Origin of the sequence: Rahnella sp. PD12R, assembly GCF_019200965.1 — a bacterium.
Lineage (GTDB): Bacteria > Pseudomonadota > Gammaproteobacteria > Enterobacterales > Enterobacteriaceae > Rahnella > Rahnella laticis.
This window is the reverse complement of record NZ_JAHTMS010000007.1, coordinates 303,745-320,729: the sequence shown is the minus strand read 5'-3', so window position 1 is coordinate 320,729 and position 16,985 is coordinate 303,745. Positions and strand designations below refer to the sequence as shown.

The window sequence follows — 16,985 nt, the reverse complement described above, 5'->3', positions numbered from 1 at the left end:
CTCATTCTGAACAAGAAGAAACCGTTCTCCGTTTCGGTCTAAACGGAAATCTTCCTGACGGTTTGCCCGGATACAGTTTCCTGCCCGTTCGGTCCGTAGAATTTTTGTGTCTGGCTGGCGTTGAGAATAGCCAAAGCCTCGGTGTTGTAGGCAATTTGTTTGCCCAGCAACATGCCGTTGTGACGATTGATCTGACTCAGCCTGGTGGTCAGCTGCACCACCTCTTTCCACATCGCGGCGATTTCCGGCTGACGGGAGTAGGGGGCGCTTTGTTTCAGGCGTTCGTCATGCTGACGACGCTGTTTATCAAGATAGTCTACCGTAGCGAGCAATGAGCTCTTTTGCTCGGTGATATGCTGCAGGGCCGCTCCGTTCACGCGGCCTGAGCACAGTATCGTTTGTTCGTGATTAATCACTTGATCCAGCGCTTGCAACGTTTCAACCAAGGTAGTCATGGACTTGATAAAATTCTTCATCGGGCCTTATTACCTTCCAACTTTTTCGTCTCTTAGCCGGGTCTGCGGCTTAAAAACCTTTGAGATAATCCTGCGTGTCCTTCAACAGAGCATCAGCAATTTTGCCGGTATCCATGGTCAGTTTGCCATCACGGATAGCTTGTTTCAGTTCGTCGACACGTGCCGTATTGATGTCCTGGGCACTTGACTGAGTCAGAGACGTTTGCGCTGAGCTCAGGGTCACCGCCGTACCGCTGGTGGTGGTGCCAGAAACAGTGTCTTCTTTGCGCGTATTCTGAACAGAAGCTTCAGAAGGATCACGCTGCTGGATCGAAGTTAAAGGTGAAACACCTTGAGTACGATCGATAGCCATATAAATATTCTCCGGTAAGGGTATTCAGGGCCTTTAATGTGACGCAAACCCCAAAAATGCCGTCGTGGGACGACTCTGATACGTTTGTTATCGACATGTGGCGAAATAACTTTAGCCTTAATTGCAGCTTTTTCTACAAATACGGTTGCAATTCAACCTAAATTGTCACTGTCACAGACCCATCTGAGCCCACTGTCCCGTTCACAATTACACCTGACGGCATTCTTATCCGCACGGATTCATTTGCTGCTGCGTTGTTCATCGCCTTACCGGCGCTGGACACGTTAAAACCACTGCCTGTCGCCTGTACCTGCACTTCCTGACCCGCACGCACCATCCACGGACGGCGCAGCATCGACAACGTTAACGGCTGGCCGATGCTGATATTGCGCAGCGTGACGCCGTTGATCGCCTGATTGCTGTCAAGAATTGCCTTCGGCGGCAGCAGATCCAGACGCCCGTTTTTGGCTTCCAGATCCGTTTGTGCCAGATGCGCACCCGCAGGCACATTTTTCGCCGCCACCCAGTAAGTTCCGCTCACCTGGACCTTGGTCTGCACATAACTTTTCTGACCGTTACAGTTCACCGCCACCGAGACATTTCCCCAGGTGCGGCTGTTGGACGAAAGCATAAATTGTGGCGATAAACACTGCGGCTGACGCGCGGCGGGGGTCATTACAACCACCTTCACCTGCATTCCGCTGTCGGCATATTGCTGACGGAAGAACTGCTGGAGCTGCGAGGTCAGTAGTGTATCGCTATTGGCCGACGCAGGCACGCTTTTGGCTGGCGCATTTTGCGCAAAGCTGCTTCCGCCGGATGTCACACCCAGAAGAATGCAGCCCAGCGTGATGCTTAAACGTCGGAGTTTCAGCCTGTTCATACGCGATTTACCTTTGTGCCCGATGTGTCGGCGAAAAGTTTACTGGAGACAAGTCTACCCTCAGTTTGCAATTCCTAAAGGGACAAATAGCGGACGATTTTGCGCTTATTCAGACGATAGGTTGTTGACACCCGCATTTATGCTGTCGACTCCAAAATCTCACTTTGCGGAGGGCGCATGCTCGACAAATTGAACGCCGCACTACAGTTCCAACAGGAAGCGCTCAACCTGCGCGCCCAGCGGCAAGAAATACTTTCAGCCAATATCGCCAACGCCGATACCCCGGGGTATCAGGCGCGCGATATCGATTTCGCCAGTCAGTTGCAGAAAGTGATGGAGCAGGGCCGCGCCAGTGAAAGCGGCATGTCTTTGTCACTGACGTCTGACCGCCACATCGCGGCATCAAACGTTTCACCCGCCGACATGGATTTGATGTACCGGATCCCTGACCAACCGTCGGCAGACGGTAACACGGTCGATATGGACCGTGAACGTACCAACTTTGCGGATAACAGCGTGCGCTATCAGACCGATTTGACCGTCCTGGGCGGCCAAATTAAAGGGATGATGTCGGTGCTGCAAGGATAAAACCTATGTCGATGCTCGGTATTTTTGATATCGCCGGTTCTGCGCTTGCCGCGCAGTCTCAGCGTCTGAACGTCAGCGCCAGTAACATGGCCAACGCCGACAGTGTGACCGGCCCGGATGGTCAGCCTTATAAAGCTAAACAGGTCGTGTTTCAGGTGAACGCGGCGCCGGGGCAGGAAACCGGCGGCGTGAAAGTGGCGCAGATCGTTGATGATCCGGCGCCGGTGCGCATGGTGTACGAGCCCGGTAATCCGATGGCGGATGCGAAAGGGTATGTGCAGATGCCAAACGTAGATGTGGTCAGCGAAATGGTCAACACCATCTCCGCTTCCCGCAGTTATCAGGCCAACGTCGAGGTGCTCAACACCACTAAGTCGTTGATGATGAAAACTCTCACTCTGGGGCAATAGCGGAGCGAAATATGTCTATAACGACGTCGATTAATGACACCACTGATAACACCACGATCACCAGCACCGGCTCCAGCACGTCCACGACCGGAACCAGCTCGGCCGATGATCTCTCCAGTAGTTTCCTGACCCTGCTGGTCGCTCAGCTGAAAAACCAGGATCCCACCAATCCGATGGATAACAGCCAGCTCACCAGCCAGCTGGCACAAATCAGTACCGTGAGCGGGATTGAAAAACTCAACACCACGCTGGGCGGCATTTCCGGGCAAATCTCCAGCGGCACTTCCGTGCAGGCCAGTTCCCTGATTGGTCACGGCGTGATGGTCTCCGGCAGTGCGATCCTGGTGGGTAAAGACACCGACGGTACGGTCAGCACCACGCCATTTGGTTTCGAGCTGGAAACCGCGGCAAGCAGCGTTACCGCCACCGTCAGCGATTCCACCGGCAAAGTGGTGAAAACCCTCAGCCTGGGTTCACAGACTGCGGGCGTTCACAGCTACACCTGGGACGGCACGCAGGACGATGGCACCGCCGCCCCGGATGGCAGCTACACCTTCAGCATCAATGCCCTGAACAACAGTCAGCAAATGGTGGCAACACCGCTGAACTATGCGCTGGTCAATGGTGTAACCAAAGATTCATCCGGGAATACCGCGTTGGATCTGGGCGTGCGCGGAACCGCAACTGTCGATTCTGTACGCCAGATTTTGTAAGCCGTTGGCTCACTTCCTTCGCGGGAAGAAGAGCTGAAACCCTTAACTTCATGCAGCAACTACACACAGTAAAATGGAGCTAACATGAGCTTTTCCCAAGCAGTCAGCGGCCTGAGCGCGGCATCGACCAACCTCGACGTGATTGGTAACAACATCGCCAACTCCGCCACCGTGGGTTTTAAGACAGCCACCGCCTCTTTTGCCGATATGTTCGCCGGTTCTCAGACCGGTATGGGCGTAAAAGTCGCCGCTGTCACACAGAACTTTAACGACGGTACCACCACCAACACCTCCCGCGGGCTGGATGTGGCACTGAGCGGCAACGGTTTCTTCCGCCTGACCGACACCAGCGGTGCGGTTTACTACTCCCGTAATGGCCAGTTCTCCCTCGATGCGAACCGTAATCTGGTGAACATGCAGGGTCTGAGCGTGACCGGTTTCCCGGCGACGGGTACACCACCGACCATCGCCGCGGGCGCACAGCCTGTTGCGCTGAACATCCCGACGACCATGATGAGCGCCAAAGCCTCTACCGCCGCCACCATGGTGGCTAACCTGAACTCAACGGATACCGCGATCCCGGCGACCAAAACGTTCAGCAGCAGCGATGACACCAGCTACAACTACGTGAACAGCATCACCACCTATGACTCGCAGGGTAATGCGCACGACAACAACGTGTACTTCGTGAAAACCTCCGCGAACAACTGGGATGTTTACTCACAAGATGGCAGCGTTGCCGGCTCCGCAGCCGCCAAAATTGGTTCTCTGAAATTTGACACCAGCGGCGCACTGGTCAGCACCACCGACGCAACAGGCGCTGCCAACGCAGGTCTGGCACTGACATTGCCAATGAACACTGCCACCAACGGCACCGTGACCCCGCAAACCGTTTCTCTGGATTTCACCGGCAGTATTCAGCAGAGCACCGGCAGCGACAGCATCGGTTCCCAGAATCAGGATGGTTATGCAGCGGGCCAGATGACCGGTTACACCATCAATGACGACGGCACGATTTCCGGGACTTACTCCAACAACAAAACCCAGTTACTGGGACAAATTGTGCTGAGTAACTTCTCCAACCCTGAAGGTTTGAAATCCGAAGGCGATAACGTGTGGTCGGCGACCTCTTCTTCAGGCCAGGCTGTCACCGGTATCGCGGGTCAGGGCGGTTTAGCGTCCATGACCAGTGGCGCGCTGGAATCTTCCAACGTCGATCTGAGTGCGGAGCTGGTCAACATGATCGTGGCTCAGCGTAACTATCAGTCGAATGCGCAGACCATCAAAACTCAGGACTCCATCCTGAACACGTTGGTTAACCTGCGCTAACGCGCGACTTAAAAACAGGGCAGCACTATGGATCGCGCTATCTACACCGCGAGCGGCGCAGCCAGCCAGACGCTGGTTCAGCAGTCGGTCACGTCAAGTAACCTGGCTAACGCCTCCACACCGGGCTTTCGCGCACAGCTTTTAGCCATGCGCGCCGTACCGGTGGATGGCGAAAGCCTGCAAACGCGTACGCTGGTCACGGCGTCCACACCGGGCGCAGACATGACTCAGGGGAAACTTAACTACACCGGCCGTCCGCTGGATGTGGCTTTACAGCAGGATGGTTTCCTGGCGGTGCAGATGCCTGATGGCACTGAAGCGTACACGCGCAACGGCGACATGCAGGTCTCACCTGCCAACCAGCTGACCATTCAGGGTCATCCGGTGATGGGCGATAACGGGCCAATCGAAGTTCCGCCGCAGTCTCAGCTCACGATTTCTGCGGACGGGACCATTGCTGTCCTGGAAGCCGGCGCTGATCCCAACACCATGGGGCAGCTCGGCAAACTGAAACTGGTGAAGGCGGCTGGCAATGAAGTGACCCGCGGAGACGACGGCATGTTCCGTCCGACCGCCGCGACGGCGCAAGCCCGGGGCGCGACATTGCAGGCCGATCCGACCATCCACGTTATGCCCGGAACACTTGAAGGCAGTAACGCGGATCCGGTTTCGACCATGGTTGACATGATAGCCAACGCACGCCGCTTTGAGATGCAGATGAAAGTCATCCACAGCGTCGATGAAAATGAACAGAGTGCCAACAATCTGCTGTCAATGAGCTGATGATGGCAGAGGAGTAATGACATGATCCCATCGCTATATATTGCGAAGACCGGGCTGGATGCCCAGCAGACCAACATGGATGTTATCGCCAACAACCTGGCGAACGTCAGCACCAACGGCTTCAAACGCCAGCGTGCGGTTTTCGAAGACTTGCTGTACCAGACAGTCCGTCAGCCGGGTGCGCAATCTTCCGAACAGACGAACCTGCCTTCCGGTTTGCAAATCGGTACCGGTGTTCGTCCGGTATCGACCGAGCGTCTGTTCTCACAGGGCAACCTGTCGCAGACCAGCAACAGTAAAGACATCGCGATCAAAGGCGAAGGTTTCTTCCAGGTGCAGCTGCCGGATGGCACCACCGCCTATACCCGCGACGGCTCTTTCCAGGTTGATCAGAACGGCCAGCTGGTCACTTCCAGCGGCTACCAGATCATCCCTGCGATCACCGTTCCGGCGAATGCCCTGAGCATGACCGTCGGTCGTGACGGTATCGTCAGCGTGACCGTGCAGGGCCAGACCGCTGCACAGCAGGTCGGCCAGCTGACGCTGAGCACCTTCATCAACAACAGCGGCCTGGAATCTATGGGTGAAAACCTGTACCAGGAAACCCAAAGTTCCGGCGCGCCAACAGACAGCACGCCGGGTCTGAACGGTGCCGGCCTGTTGTATCAGGGTTATGTCGAAACCTCTAACGTCAACGTGGCGGAAGAGCTGGTCAACATGATCCAGACGCAGCGTGCTTACGAAATCAACAGTAAAGCGGTGTCCACGTCGGACGAAATGCTGCAAAAACTTTCGCAGCTGTAAGTTTTTTGTGGTGGTAAGAAAAATAAGAGGGCAGGGGCAAATTTGCTTCTGCCCTGAACCGGTTCAGATCCCTACCAGGTCGATTTTTTTAAGGCGATAACTGTGGTGACCAAAAAAATAACGTCGGTAATGACTTCTTATACAGACCGACCAGGCAAGCTGGTGCTGCCGCTGTTAGTCACGTTACTGGCGAATGGCTGTGCGTATATGCCCCATACTCCGCTGGTACCCGGCGCAACGTCCGCCGCGCCTGCACCTGCCGCACCGCCGGTTCCCAACGGTTCGATTTTCCAGTCCGTTCAGCCGATGAACTATGGTTATCAGCCTCTGTTTGAAGACCGCCGTCCACGTAACGTCGGTGACACACTGACCATCGTCTTGCAGGAAAACGTGAGTGCGAGCAAAAGCTCCTCCGCCAACGCCAGCCGCAACGGGTCAACCACCTTTGGTGCAGCCACCGCACCCCGTTATCTGGAAGGTCTGTTCGGCAATGCGCGCGCCGATGTCGACATGAGCGGTGCCAACACCTTCGCCGGGAAAGGCGGCGCGGCGGCCAACAACACCTTCAGCGGCACGCTGACCGTGACGGTTGCGGAAGTGCTGGCTAACGGCAACCTGAAAGTTGTCGGTGAAAAACAAATCGAAATTAATCAGGGAACCGAATTTATCCGGTTCTCCGGTGTGGTCAACCCGCGCACCATCAGCGGTGCCAACGCCGTTATCTCCACGCAAGTGGCTGATGCGCGCATCGAATACGTGGGCAACGGCTACATCAATGAAGCGCAGAACATGGGCTGGTTGCAGCGGTTCTTCCTAAACTTATCGCCGTTATAACGAGGCAATCATGCGAAAACTACTTTCCGGTGTTATCTGTCTGGCAATGTCCGCCCTGGTGGTACTGCCCGCATCCGCCGACCGTATTCGTGATCTGACGACGGTACAAGGCGTGCGTGATAACGCCCTGATCGGCTACGGCTTAGTCGTTGGCCTCGACGGAACCGGTGACCAGACCACGCAGACGCCGTTTACTACCCAGACGCTGACCAACATGTTGTCCCAGTTAGGGATCACCGTTCCGGCGGGCACAAACATGCAGCTGAAAAACGTGGCAGCCGTGATGGTCACCGCCAAAATGCCGCCATTTTCACGCGCCGGGCAGGCGATTGATGTCGTGGTTTCCTCAATGGGTAACGCCAAAAGTATTCGCGGCGGAACCTTGCTGATGACGCCAATGAAAGGCGTCGATAATCAGGTTTACGCGCTGGCGCAGGGTAACGTGTTGGTCGGCGGTGCCGGGGCTTCTGCCGGTGGCAGCAGCGTCACGGTTAACCAGGTTTCCGGTGGCCGTATTACCGGCGGGGCGACCATTGAACGCGAACTGCCAAGCACGTTTGGTACGGAAGGCGTGATTAGCCTGCAACTCAATGATGAAGATTTCAATCTGGCGCAGCAGGTCAGTGACGCCATTAACCGTCAGGGGCTGGGCTCCGCCTCAGCGCTGGATTCGCGCAATATTCAGGTCATCGTGCCGCGCGGCAACACCTCGCAGGTGCGTATTCTGGCGCAGATTCAGAACATCGAAGTCAACGTCGGGCCGATGGACGCGAAAGTGATCATCAACTCCCGTACCGGCTCGGTGGTGATGAACCGCGACGTCACCCTCGACAGCTGCGCCGTGGCACAGGGCAATCTGTCCGTGGTGGTCGATCGCCAGAACGACGTCAGCCAGCCGAATACGCCATTTGGCGGAGGCCAGACCGTCGTGACGCCAAATACCAATATTTCCGTCCGTCAGTCCGGCGGTTCTATTCAGCAGGTGCGTTCGAGCGCCAGCCTGAACAACGTGGTCCGCACACTTAACGCGTTAGGCGCGACGCCTATCGATCTGATGTCCATCCTGCAGGCGATGAAAACAGCCGGTTGCCTGCGTGCTGATTTGGAAATTATCTGATGAGCGATCTGATGTCGATGTCAGGGGCGTTTGATCCGCAGGGTGCGGCGTATGACACGAATTCCCTGAACAAACTGAAGCGGGACGTTTCGCAGGATCCGCAGGCCCACATCAAAGAAGTCGCCAAACAGTTCGAAGGCGTCTTCGTGCAGATGATGCTGAAAAGCATGCGTCAGGCGCTGCCGCAGGGCGGGATCCTCGATAACCAGTCCACCAAGCTTTATACATCGATGTACGATCAGCAAATTGCACAGGACATGTCCGACAAAGGGTTGGGCATGGCCGACATGATGGTGGAACAGCTGACCGGCGGCTCAAAACAGCCGTCGGAACTGGCGGGCACCACGCCGATGGCGCTCGACGGCGAAGTGCTGAAAACCATGCCCATTCAGGCGATGGAACAGTATCTGCGTAAAGTCATTCCGACCGCGCCGGATCGCACCACCGGCGGTGCGCCACTGCCAACCGACAGCGGCCAGTTCGTCTCCAGCCTGAGCATTCCGGCGCAGGTGGCGAGTAAAGACAGCGGCATTTCTCATCAGCTGATTGTGGCGCAGGCTGCGCTGGAATCGGGCTGGGGTCAGCGCGAAATTCCAACCGCCGACGGTAAACGCAGCTACAACCTGTTCGGCATCAAAGCGGGCAGCAGCTGGGAAGGCCCGACGACCAATATCACCACCACGGAATACGCCAACGGCGTGGCGAAAAAAGTTCAGGCCAGTTTCCGTGTTTACGGCTCTTACGTGGAAGCGATCAGCGACTACATCAAACTGCTCACCAACAACCCGCGCTACGCCCAGGTGGCGTCCGCAAATACGCCTGAACAGGCCGCACATGCACTGCAACGCGCGGGCTATGCGACGGATCCGAATTACGCCGACAAACTGGTCAGTGTGATCCAGAAAATCAAAGGCGCGGGCGAGCAGGCTGTGAAAGCTTACAGCCATGATTTAAAAGATATTTTTTAGTGCCGCAAAAGCGTGTTTTTTTTCTCAAGTTTTAGCCGTACAGGCCGATAACACGTTAAGAATGGGAAAAGGGGAAAGCCCCGTTTCAGTTCCCTTAATTACACGGTGGTAAAAAAGTCACCGGCAGCCAAAAGGTCACTCATGTCCAGTAGCTTAATTAATACCGCAATGAGCGGACTGAACGCAGCGCAGGCCGCGCTCAGTACCACCGGCAACAACATCGCTAACGTCAGCGTAGCCGGTTATAACCGCCAGACTGCCATCATCACTCAGAGCAACGGGACGTCGACGTCTGCCGGGTATATTGGCAATGGTGTGACGGTGACGGGCGTGAACCGTGAGTACAACTCTTTTGTCGTGAAGCAACTGCTGGGCGCGAGCGCGACAGGCAGTGCGCTGTCAACGCAGCTTGATCAGGCCAGCTCCATCGATGATTTGCTGGGTGACAGCTCAACCGGCATCGATGCCACCATGGCAACCTTCTTCAAGGGCCTGCAAACCCTGACCAGTAACGCCAGCGACAGCTCGGCGCGTCAGGCGGTTTTGGGTGAAGCGCAGGGCTTAACCGCGCAGTTCAACAGCTCGGCGAAATACCTGAGCGACATGAATACCGCCGTTAACCAGCAAATCACGCAGAACGTTGACCAGATCAACACCTATGCGGCGCAGATTGCCAAGTTAAACAATCAGATTACCGCGACGCGCGGCAGCACAGGGCAGGAACCGAATGCCCTGCTCGATCAGCGCGATCAGCTGGTCAGCCAGCTCAATAATATTACCGGTGTGACCGTCACGCAGCAGGACGGTGACACGTACAACGTCTCCTTCGCCAACGGTGCGCCGCTGGTGAGCGGTGGAACGGCGAAAACCGTTGTGGCGATGGCATCCAGCGCGGATCCGTCAAAACTGACGGTCGGCATGACCCAGCCTGATGGCTCGGTGACACAGCTTCAGGAAAGCCGTCTGACCACCGGAACACTCGGCGGCACGCTGGCATTCCGCAAAGACAACCTGGAACCGGCGATCAACCAGCTGGGCCAGCTTGCGCTGTCCATGGCCGATGCGTTCAACACCACCAACAAAGCCGGTTTTGATCTCAACGGCGACGCCGGTACAGATTTCTTCTCGTTCACCGGCGCAACCACGGTGGCGAATACCAAAAACACCGGCACTGCCGATGTGAGCGTGGCTTATAAAGACACCACGGCCGTGAAAGCCAGCGATTACACCATGGCGTACGACGGCAGCGCGTGGAAAGTGACCCGCGTATCCGATGGCGCAACCATTACGCCAACGGCAGGCACCGACAGCAGCGGTAATCCGACGATGGACTTTGACGGCTTATCCGTTTCCGTCACCGGAACGCCAGCCACCAACGACAGCATCACCATCAAAACGGTGAGCAACGTTGCCGGCAGCATTAATGTCGCCATCAATGATTCTTCGCTGATTGCCGCCGCAGGCGCAGCAGACAGCGGCGTCAGCGATAACACCAATGCGCAGAAATTGCTGAACCTGCAAACCGCAAAACTGGTGGAAGGTAAATCTACCCTGACCGGCGCGTATGCCAGCCTGGTGAGTAACGTCGGTAACCAGGTTGCCACGCTGACCACCACCAGCACGGCGCAGGCCAATATCGTGACGCAACTGACCACGCAACAGCAGTCTATCTCCGGGGTTAACCTCGATGAAGAATACGGCGATCTGCAACGTTACCAGCAATATTATCTGGCGAACGCGCAGGTTGTGCAGACTGCTTCGACCATCTTTGACGCGATCATCAACATTCGCTGATCTTTGAACTGATAAGGAACTGATGCCATGCGCCTTAGTACCAACATGATTTACGACCAGAACATGAACGCGGTGTTAGATGGTCAGAACCGTTTCCAGGCGACCGGTTTACAGCTGTCCACCGGCTCGAAAGTCAGCAAGCCTTCTGATGATCCGCTGGCTGCTTCGCAGGCCGTACTGGTTCGTCAGGCACAGGCAGAAAACGCGCAGTATTCTGTGGCGCGTACCTTTGCCAACCAGAGCATGAGTCAGGAAGAATCGACGTTAAGCAGCGTGACATCCACCATTCAGGATGCGCAGACGCTGATCGTTCAGGCCGGTGACGGTTCCCTGAGCGACGACGACCGTTCCTCACTGGCGACCAAACTGGAAAGCCTGAAATCTCAGCTGCTGAACCTGGCAAACAGCACCGACGGTAATGGCCGTTACATTTTTGCCGGTTACAAAAGTGATACGCCGCCGTACACGCAGGACGCGACGACCGGTGCCGTAACCTATACCGGTGGCACGACGGCGCTGACCCAGCAGGTTGATGCCAGCCGTACCATGACCATCAGCCATACCGGCAATCAGGTTTTCGATTCCTTAACCGGTGATGCGAAAGCGGAACCCGATGGCTCTGCCAGCGAATCCGATATCTTCAAAACCATCGACGGTGCGCTGACTGCGTTGAAAACGCCTTCTGCGGATTACACGTCTGATACCGAATATTCAGATGCGATCGGCAAAGCCAACCGCGGCCTGAGCAACTCACTCAACAACGTGCTGTCTGTGCGTTCAGAGCTGGGGACTCAGATGAGCGAACTGGACAATCTGGATACGCTCGGGGATAACCGCGACGTGGCAAACTCGACCAAACTCAGTAATCTGGTCGATACCGAATGGACATCCGCAATTTCGACGTACACGCTGCAACAGGTCGCGCTTCAGGCCTCTTACAAAACCTACAGTGCCATGCAGGGGATGTCCCTGTTCCAGATGAATTCGTAATTCTTCCGGCGCGTCACCTGACGCGCCCGCTTACTCTCTTCGTTATCGACTGCCGTCTGTGGCTAAAGCAGACACGCAGGCCCTTTTCTGATTGTACTTAAACCGGGTACCTTCAGCTTTGTATGTCGTCTTTCTAAGGTTGGGCGACATACATTTTTTCCTCTTCATATTCCGAACTGGCTCAGCGTTGGCGCCTTCGCTCACCCCGGTCACATACTTATTGTATGCTCCCGGGGATTTGCTCAGTTGCCGCCTTGATCCAATCCGGAATATTTCGAGGAAAAGGTGATCAATGAAACGGCTTAATGGCCAAATAATGCGAGCAGGACGGGGAACAGGAACGGGGCGAGGAGGGAGGTGATAATCCCGCAAATCACCAGCGCCAGCGAGCTGAACGCGCCTTCCTGATAATCCATTTCTGCGCAGCGGGCGGTGCCGAGTGCGTGAGAGGCGGTGCCCATCGCCAGACCGCGTGAGGCTTTGGTGGTGATCTTCAGCACGTTCAGAATGCTGTGGCCGAAGACTGCGCCCAGGATCCCGACAAAGATAACGCACACGGCGCTGATGGCCGGAATACCGTGAATGGATTGCGCGGTGGCCATCGCAATCGGCGTGGTGACGGATTTAGGCATTACTGACGCGGCTATTTCCGGCGTCGCCCCCATCCATAACGCAATCGCGGTCCCGGTGGTCATCGCCACGATGCTGCCGATAAAACAGATGCTGATGATGGATTTCCACCGTGCGCGGATCTGGTGCAGTTGCTCGTAAAGCGGAAACGCCAGCGCGACAACGGCGGGTTGCAGCAAATCGTTGAGAATTTTACTGCCGGCAAAATAGCGTGTGTAAGGGATGTTCGTGACCAGCAGCAGAGGGATGATAATCACCATCGACATCAGCAGCGGATTGAGTAACGGCATTTTGAGTTTGATTGCCAGCTTGCGTGCGGCGAAAAACACCAGCAGCGTCAGCGGAAGTGACCACAGAATATCAATCATTTTTCTTCTCCGCCTTGTCAGTCACCGCACCGCGATCGCCATGAATATAGTGGGAACAATAGGCGACGACCAGCAGCACAATAATCGTACTCACCAGACAAGACACCACCAGCGGACCGAACTGTGTCCGCAGCTGTTCGTAGTAATTCATCACCCCGACGCCGATGGGCACGAAAAGCAACGCCATATAACGGATGAGAACATTGCAGCCCGGTTTGACCCATTTAAACGGCAGAATTTGCGTGGAAAGCAGCCCGAACAGGATCAGCATCCCGATGATGCTGCCGGGAATAGTGATCGGTAAAAGAGATGAAATCGCGTTCCCGGCGAACAGACAGAGGTATATCAGGATAAATGCCCGGATATAGTGGAAAGCCAGAGATAATGCGTTGTTCATAGTGATTTGCCCGCTTGAATGATGCATTCATCATACAATTAAGATGTGATCTGCGCCACATAACCAAGTATGAAATTTCGGAATGAAGTGTATGCGATTGCGGAGATCGCCGCATTGCGATTTTCAATTGCGGAGATCGCCGCAATTACGCTTTTCAAAAGCGGGCTGGTGCAAGTTTCGGTTTCTCAATAGCAGTGATCACTTAACGCGCTGCGCCGAAACCGACCAAAGAGGCCCAGGACGGGGCCTCTTTGGAATCTCCACGTCTTTTTTACTGCGCGCTATCGCTCGCTGGCTATGTTTCAGCAACCACAGCTATTGCCGCGAAAACTTGCCGCTGCGCGGTTCCCTTACTCGGTTTCGAGCCACAGGTCTCGAAACACTTCGCTCGGCAAGATTTCTGAAAGCGGCCAATGGCTATGTAATTCAGCAAGCTTTCTGAAAGCAGCTGGAGGCTTTTTCAATTCAAAATCAGCCTGCATCTATCTTCCGAATTACATAGCCTTTGGCCGCTTTCAAAACGACGTTGAGAGAGTGGTGAGAAACAGCGAGAGGTTTTTTTCGAGCAGGTTCGAACCCGAAGCGAAAGTACCGCGCAGCGGCGGCGTTTGCGGCAATAGCCGGAGTTGCTGAAACATACTTTACAAGCGGCAGCGCGCAGTTAAAAAGCGCGGGTGTCCAGAGGGCGCGCGCGTTAACGCGCCCTTTGGGCCAGTTTGGGCGGCGAGCCCAAGGTCTTGAATTTGGCTTTGTTTTTAAGCCAGTTTGGGTGGCAACCCACCCTCAGGCATCACAACCCGGGTGCTTTCCACATCGACGTCGTCAGTTGCCTGTCAACAAGCCTCAGCTGATCCGCGTACACTTCCTGCCAGTTGGCTTTCTGCACCAGATACTTCGCGTGATTCGCCACGTCCGGCTGATATTCCCGTTCCCAGCGCACCAGCGCTTCTCCGGTCCCGACCAGCGAGGTATAAACACCTGCCGCGACACCGGCTGCAATTGCGCAGCCCAACGCGGTGGCTTCTTTCACGACCGGCACGTTAACCGGAACGCCGGTGACGTCACTCAGAATCTGACACCACAGTTTTCCTTTCGAACCACCGCCGGAGAACACCAGCGATTTTGCGCGCACGCCGGAAAAGCGGGCGATCATATCCAGATTACAGGCCGAGACGATGGCGGCGTTTTCTTCGAGCGCGCGGAACAGCGTCGGTTTGTTGCACTTCTCCGGGTCGATGGACAGATTGATAAACGACGGCGCGGCGTGATACCAGTTTTTGAAATGCATCGCATCGGAGAAGACCGGCGTCACACCCCACGAACCCACCGGCACGCGCGCAGCCATGTCTTCGAGCAGGCTGTAAGCATCCACGCCCAGCCTTCCGGCGAGAGTTTTCTCCTCGGTGCAGAACGCATCGCGGAACCAGCGCATCGTCAGGCCGGTAAAGAAACTGATGGATTCGGCCTGCGCCATGCCGGGAATGACGTGCGGATTGACGCGGATGTTCATCTCCGGATCGGTGACCGGCTCCGGTAAATTCACAATCTGCTGCCAGAAAGTGCCGCCTAAAACGGCGGTCTGACCGGGGCGCACCAGCCCTAAACCAAGCGTACCGAGCTGGGCATCGCCGCCGCCCATGCCGACGGGGGTTCCGGCTTTCAGGCCGCTGAGTTCCGCTGCGCTGGCAGTCACGTAGCCCAGACGCGTACCGGTTTCGGCGACGGGGGAAAGCATATCGGCGCGCAGCCCGGCCATGTCTAACAGCTCAGGCCGCCAGTTGCGGGTCGCCAGATCCAGCATGCCGGTGGTGCCGGCGTTAGACGGGTCAACCGCCAGCTCGCCGCTGAGCATATAGGCCAGCCAGTCGCTGATCATGGTGACGGTTGCGGCCTGACGGTAAATATCTGGCCGATGGTGCGCCAGCCACAGCAGGCGCGGCATGGCGCTGAGCGCCAGCGTCTGGCCGGAGCATTCATACACTTCGCGTTCAAATTCGAAATCGTGGATTTCTTTCAGTTCGGAAACTTCACGGCTGGCGCGGGCATCGACGTTAGCGCAGGCCCAGATTGGTTCGCCGGATTTATCATAAAGCACAATCCCTTCGCGCATCGAACAGGCGGCGACGGCCCGGATGGCGGAGGCGGGGAGATGCGCTTCGTGCAGCGCCTGGCGGATACACTGGCAGGCCAGTTGCCAGTTTTTATGCAGATCAAACTCCATAGAGCCGGGCACATCCGGCAGCGCCAGATGGATCCATTCGGCCTGTCCGGCGGCAATCTGTTCGCCTTCGAGATTGAAAATCACCGCCCGGATACTGCCGGTACCGGCATCCAGCGCCATTAAATAGCTACGATCGTCGTCAGAGTTCAGGGTAGAGGTCATCGCTACGTTCTCTCGTGCCAGTTTATCGGGCACCGTTTACCTGACCGCCACACCCCTCACTCCCTGCGGGTCAGTCGAGCAACGCCAGCATGGCTCTTGCTGTGCTCTCTTCAGTAACCAGTGCGTTAATTCGTTTGCCTTTCAGCGCTGCGACGATGGCTTCGGCTTTCTCGACGCCGCCTGCCACGCCTAAAACGGTCGGAATACTGGCCAGATCGGCGGGGGCGACGGCGATCAGTTCATCGTGGATCGCCATGTTTTCCGCCAGCTCGCCGCTGCGCTGCATAAAGAAGCCGAGGATGTCGCCGACCGCGCCTTTGCGGCCAAATAACAACTGCTCCCCCTCGCTGATATAACCGGAGCGCAGGATCGTCGCTTCCTGTTTCTGGTTCAGCGAACCGATGCCGACCACCGCAATATCCGCCGCGCAGGCCGCCAGCATCACGTCATGAACATTGCGTTCCTGCCGGAAAATCGCCGCCACGCTGGCCGATGAGGCACGCAACGGCGCGGGAATAATGCTGACGCCGCAGGCCGCATCGAGCTGCCCGATGCCGGTCATATACGGGCCGACACCGCCGGAAAGCGTGACCATCCTGATCTGCTGCGAGGCGATAAAGCCGCTCAGATGTTGCAGCGTGCTCATGGCCGTTTCGCCAAATCCGACCGCCAGCAGTTGTTCAGGTTTCAGCAACGTCATCAGCATATGCGCCGCGCCGACACCCAGACGGGCACTCAGCGAACCGTCGGCAAGCTGCGGCAGGACGCGGATCTGCTGCAAACCAAAACGTTCGAGCAGAGTGTTTTCCAGCGCCAGACACCCCTCAAACCGCGAGTTGATTTGCACGCGGATCACCCCGGATTGCCGGCCTTTTTCCAGCAGACGCGACACTTTCAGCCGCGTCAGGCCAAGTCGTTCACCAATCTCATTCTGGGTCAGACCGTCGTGGTAATAGAACCAGGCGGTGCGCGCCAGCAGTTCCTCTTCGCCCATGCTGAATTCCGGATGGTTAGTCAGATCAGAAAGCGTTGTCTTATCATTCATAGTGAACACTTATCAAAATGTAGATCAATTGTTCGTTAACGAAATGTTGTTAACTGTGATGTGTTTGGCAAATTCCAAATGAATTCTGGTTGAATCATATCGCAGACTCTATGAGTTGAAC

The 16,985-nt window shown here is 56.1% G+C and carries 18 protein-coding genes; 11 read left to right on the top strand and 7 right to left on the bottom strand.

Translation table 11 applies throughout. From position 1 onward, the window contains the following. Positions 1-38: 38 nt before the first annotated feature. From KWG64_RS16190 to flgA, 3 genes are all read right to left on the bottom strand, one after another. On the bottom strand, positions 39-476 hold the full coding sequence (locus KWG64_RS16190) for a flagella synthesis protein FlgN (RefSeq protein ID WP_195814604.1): 438 nt from the start codon (positions 474-476) through the stop codon (positions 39-41). Between the two features lie 49 nt (positions 477-525). After that, positions 526-828 carry a flagellar biosynthesis anti-sigma factor FlgM gene (flgM, locus tag KWG64_RS16185; RefSeq protein WP_152326911.1) on the bottom strand — a complete coding sequence of 101 codons (303 nt, stop codon included), beginning with the start codon at positions 826-828 and terminating at the stop codon, positions 526-528. Between the two features lie 157 nt (positions 829-985). Next, positions 986-1,711, bottom strand: a complete 726-nt coding sequence (flgA, locus tag KWG64_RS16180; protein WP_218522441.1) for a flagellar basal body P-ring formation chaperone FlgA — start codon at positions 1,709-1,711, stop codon at positions 986-988. A 177-nt stretch (positions 1,712-1,888) separates the two neighbouring features. On the opposite strand from flgA, the gene flgB reads away from it, so the two are divergent. From flgB to flgL, 11 genes are all read left to right on the top strand, one after another. Then, complete coding sequence (gene flgB / locus KWG64_RS16175) at positions 1,889-2,299, top strand: flagellar basal body rod protein FlgB (RefSeq protein ID WP_104922288.1); 411 nt, start codon at positions 1,889-1,891, stop codon at positions 2,297-2,299. 5 nt (positions 2,300-2,304) lie between these two features. Next, positions 2,305-2,709: a flagellar basal body rod protein FlgC gene (gene flgC / locus KWG64_RS16170; RefSeq protein ID WP_152326913.1), complete on the top strand. Its 405-nt coding sequence runs from the start codon at positions 2,305-2,307 to the stop codon at positions 2,707-2,709. 11 nt (positions 2,710-2,720) lie between these two features. Continuing rightward, entirely contained in the window at positions 2,721-3,422 is a 702-nt protein-coding gene (gene flgD / locus KWG64_RS16165; protein ID WP_152326914.1) for a flagellar hook assembly protein FlgD, read from the top strand. 84 nt (positions 3,423-3,506) lie between these two features. After that, positions 3,507-4,751 (top strand): flagellar hook protein FlgE, encoded by a 1,245-nt coding sequence (gene flgE / locus KWG64_RS16160; protein WP_195814607.1) that lies wholly within the window; start codon positions 3,507-3,509, stop codon positions 4,749-4,751. 27 nt (positions 4,752-4,778) lie between these two features. Further along, on the top strand, positions 4,779-5,534 hold the full coding sequence (locus KWG64_RS16155; protein WP_218522440.1) for a flagellar basal body rod protein FlgF: 756 nt from the start codon (positions 4,779-4,781) through the stop codon (positions 5,532-5,534). Between the two features lie 21 nt (positions 5,535-5,555). Continuing rightward, complete coding sequence (gene flgG / locus KWG64_RS16150) at positions 5,556-6,338, top strand: flagellar basal-body rod protein FlgG (RefSeq protein ID WP_104922283.1); 783 nt, start codon at positions 5,556-5,558, stop codon at positions 6,336-6,338. A gap of 129 nt (positions 6,339-6,467) precedes the next feature. Then, positions 6,468-7,172, top strand: coding sequence for a flagellar basal body L-ring protein FlgH (locus tag KWG64_RS16145; RefSeq protein ID WP_152326918.1), 705 nt, complete (start codon positions 6,468-6,470; stop codon positions 7,170-7,172). Between the two features lie 10 nt (positions 7,173-7,182). Beyond that, positions 7,183-8,289: a flagellar basal body P-ring protein FlgI gene (locus KWG64_RS16140; protein ID WP_195814610.1), complete on the top strand. Its 1,107-nt coding sequence runs from the start codon at positions 7,183-7,185 to the stop codon at positions 8,287-8,289. Next, positions 8,289-9,257: a flagellar assembly peptidoglycan hydrolase FlgJ gene (gene flgJ / locus KWG64_RS16135; protein ID WP_195823052.1), complete on the top strand. Its 969-nt coding sequence runs from the start codon at positions 8,289-8,291 to the stop codon at positions 9,255-9,257. The genes KWG64_RS16140 and flgJ overlap by 1 nt, the downstream gene beginning before the upstream one ends. 141 nt (positions 9,258-9,398) lie before the next feature. Beyond that, positions 9,399-11,051 (top strand): flagellar hook-associated protein FlgK, encoded by a 1,653-nt coding sequence (flgK, locus tag KWG64_RS16130; RefSeq protein WP_195814612.1) that lies wholly within the window; start codon positions 9,399-9,401, stop codon positions 11,049-11,051. A gap of 27 nt (positions 11,052-11,078) precedes the next feature. Then, the gene (gene flgL / locus KWG64_RS16125) at positions 11,079-12,041 is read left to right on the top strand and encodes a flagellar hook-associated protein FlgL (RefSeq protein WP_195814613.1); all 963 of its coding nucleotides are present in this window, start codon (positions 11,079-11,081) and stop codon (positions 12,039-12,041) included. Positions 12,042-12,343: 302 nt separating this feature from the next. On the opposite strand, the gene KWG64_RS16120 is transcribed toward flgL, so the two are convergent. The 4 genes from KWG64_RS16120 to lsrR form a co-directional block, all read right to left on the bottom strand. Beyond that, positions 12,344-13,039, bottom strand: coding sequence for a CidB/LrgB family autolysis modulator (locus tag KWG64_RS16120; protein ID WP_104922277.1), 696 nt, complete (start codon positions 13,037-13,039; stop codon positions 12,344-12,346). Then, complete coding sequence (locus KWG64_RS16115) at positions 13,032-13,436, bottom strand: CidA/LrgA family protein (protein ID WP_152326924.1); 405 nt, start codon at positions 13,434-13,436, stop codon at positions 13,032-13,034. The genes KWG64_RS16120 and KWG64_RS16115 overlap by 8 nt, the downstream gene beginning before the upstream one ends. A gap of 790 nt (positions 13,437-14,226) precedes the next feature. Continuing rightward, the gene (gene lsrK, locus KWG64_RS16110; RefSeq protein ID WP_218522489.1) at positions 14,227-15,819 is read right to left on the bottom strand and encodes an autoinducer-2 kinase; all 1,593 of its coding nucleotides are present in this window, start codon (positions 15,817-15,819) and stop codon (positions 14,227-14,229) included. Between the two features lie 70 nt (positions 15,820-15,889). After that, positions 15,890-16,864, bottom strand: coding sequence for a transcriptional regulator LsrR (gene lsrR, locus KWG64_RS16105; RefSeq protein ID WP_195814614.1), 975 nt, complete (start codon positions 16,862-16,864; stop codon positions 15,890-15,892). Positions 16,865-16,985 lie beyond the last annotated feature (121 nt).

Excerpts from the sequence above, each read along its gene's own strand:
- KWG64_RS16190 (WP_195814604.1), bottom strand. The coding sequence starts at position 476 with ATGAAGAATTTTATCAAGTCCATGACTACCTTGGTTGAAACGTTGCAA.
- flgM (WP_152326911.1), bottom strand. The coding sequence starts at position 828 with ATGGCTATCGATCGTACTCAAGGTGTTTCACCTTTAACTTCGATCCAG.
- flgA (WP_218522441.1), bottom strand. The coding sequence starts at position 1,711 with ATGAACAGGCTGAAACTCCGACGTTTAAGCATCACGCTGGGCTGCATT.
- flgB (WP_104922288.1), top strand. The coding sequence starts at position 1,889 with ATGCTCGACAAATTGAACGCCGCACTACAGTTCCAACAGGAAGCGCTC.
- flgC (WP_152326913.1), top strand. The coding sequence starts at position 2,305 with ATGTCGATGCTCGGTATTTTTGATATCGCCGGTTCTGCGCTTGCCGCG.
- flgD (WP_152326914.1), top strand. The coding sequence starts at position 2,721 with ATGTCTATAACGACGTCGATTAATGACACCACTGATAACACCACGATC.
- flgE (WP_195814607.1), top strand. The coding sequence starts at position 3,507 with ATGAGCTTTTCCCAAGCAGTCAGCGGCCTGAGCGCGGCATCGACCAAC.
- KWG64_RS16155 (WP_218522440.1), top strand. The coding sequence starts at position 4,779 with ATGGATCGCGCTATCTACACCGCGAGCGGCGCAGCCAGCCAGACGCTG.
- flgG (WP_104922283.1), top strand. The coding sequence starts at position 5,556 with ATGATCCCATCGCTATATATTGCGAAGACCGGGCTGGATGCCCAGCAG.
- KWG64_RS16145 (WP_152326918.1), top strand. The coding sequence starts at position 6,468 with ATGACTTCTTATACAGACCGACCAGGCAAGCTGGTGCTGCCGCTGTTA.
- KWG64_RS16140 (WP_195814610.1), top strand. The coding sequence starts at position 7,183 with ATGCGAAAACTACTTTCCGGTGTTATCTGTCTGGCAATGTCCGCCCTG.
- flgJ (WP_195823052.1), top strand. The coding sequence starts at position 8,289 with ATGAGCGATCTGATGTCGATGTCAGGGGCGTTTGATCCGCAGGGTGCG.
- flgK (WP_195814612.1), top strand. The coding sequence starts at position 9,399 with ATGTCCAGTAGCTTAATTAATACCGCAATGAGCGGACTGAACGCAGCG.
- flgL (WP_195814613.1), top strand. The coding sequence starts at position 11,079 with ATGCGCCTTAGTACCAACATGATTTACGACCAGAACATGAACGCGGTG.
- KWG64_RS16120 (WP_104922277.1), bottom strand. The coding sequence starts at position 13,039 with ATGATTGATATTCTGTGGTCACTTCCGCTGACGCTGCTGGTGTTTTTC.
- KWG64_RS16115 (WP_152326924.1), bottom strand. The coding sequence starts at position 13,436 with ATGAACAACGCATTATCTCTGGCTTTCCACTATATCCGGGCATTTATC.
- lsrK (WP_218522489.1), bottom strand. The coding sequence starts at position 15,819 with ATGACCTCTACCCTGAACTCTGACGACGATCGTAGCTATTTAATGGCG.
- lsrR (WP_195814614.1), bottom strand. The coding sequence starts at position 16,864 with ATGAATGATAAGACAACGCTTTCTGATCTGACTAACCATCCGGAATTC.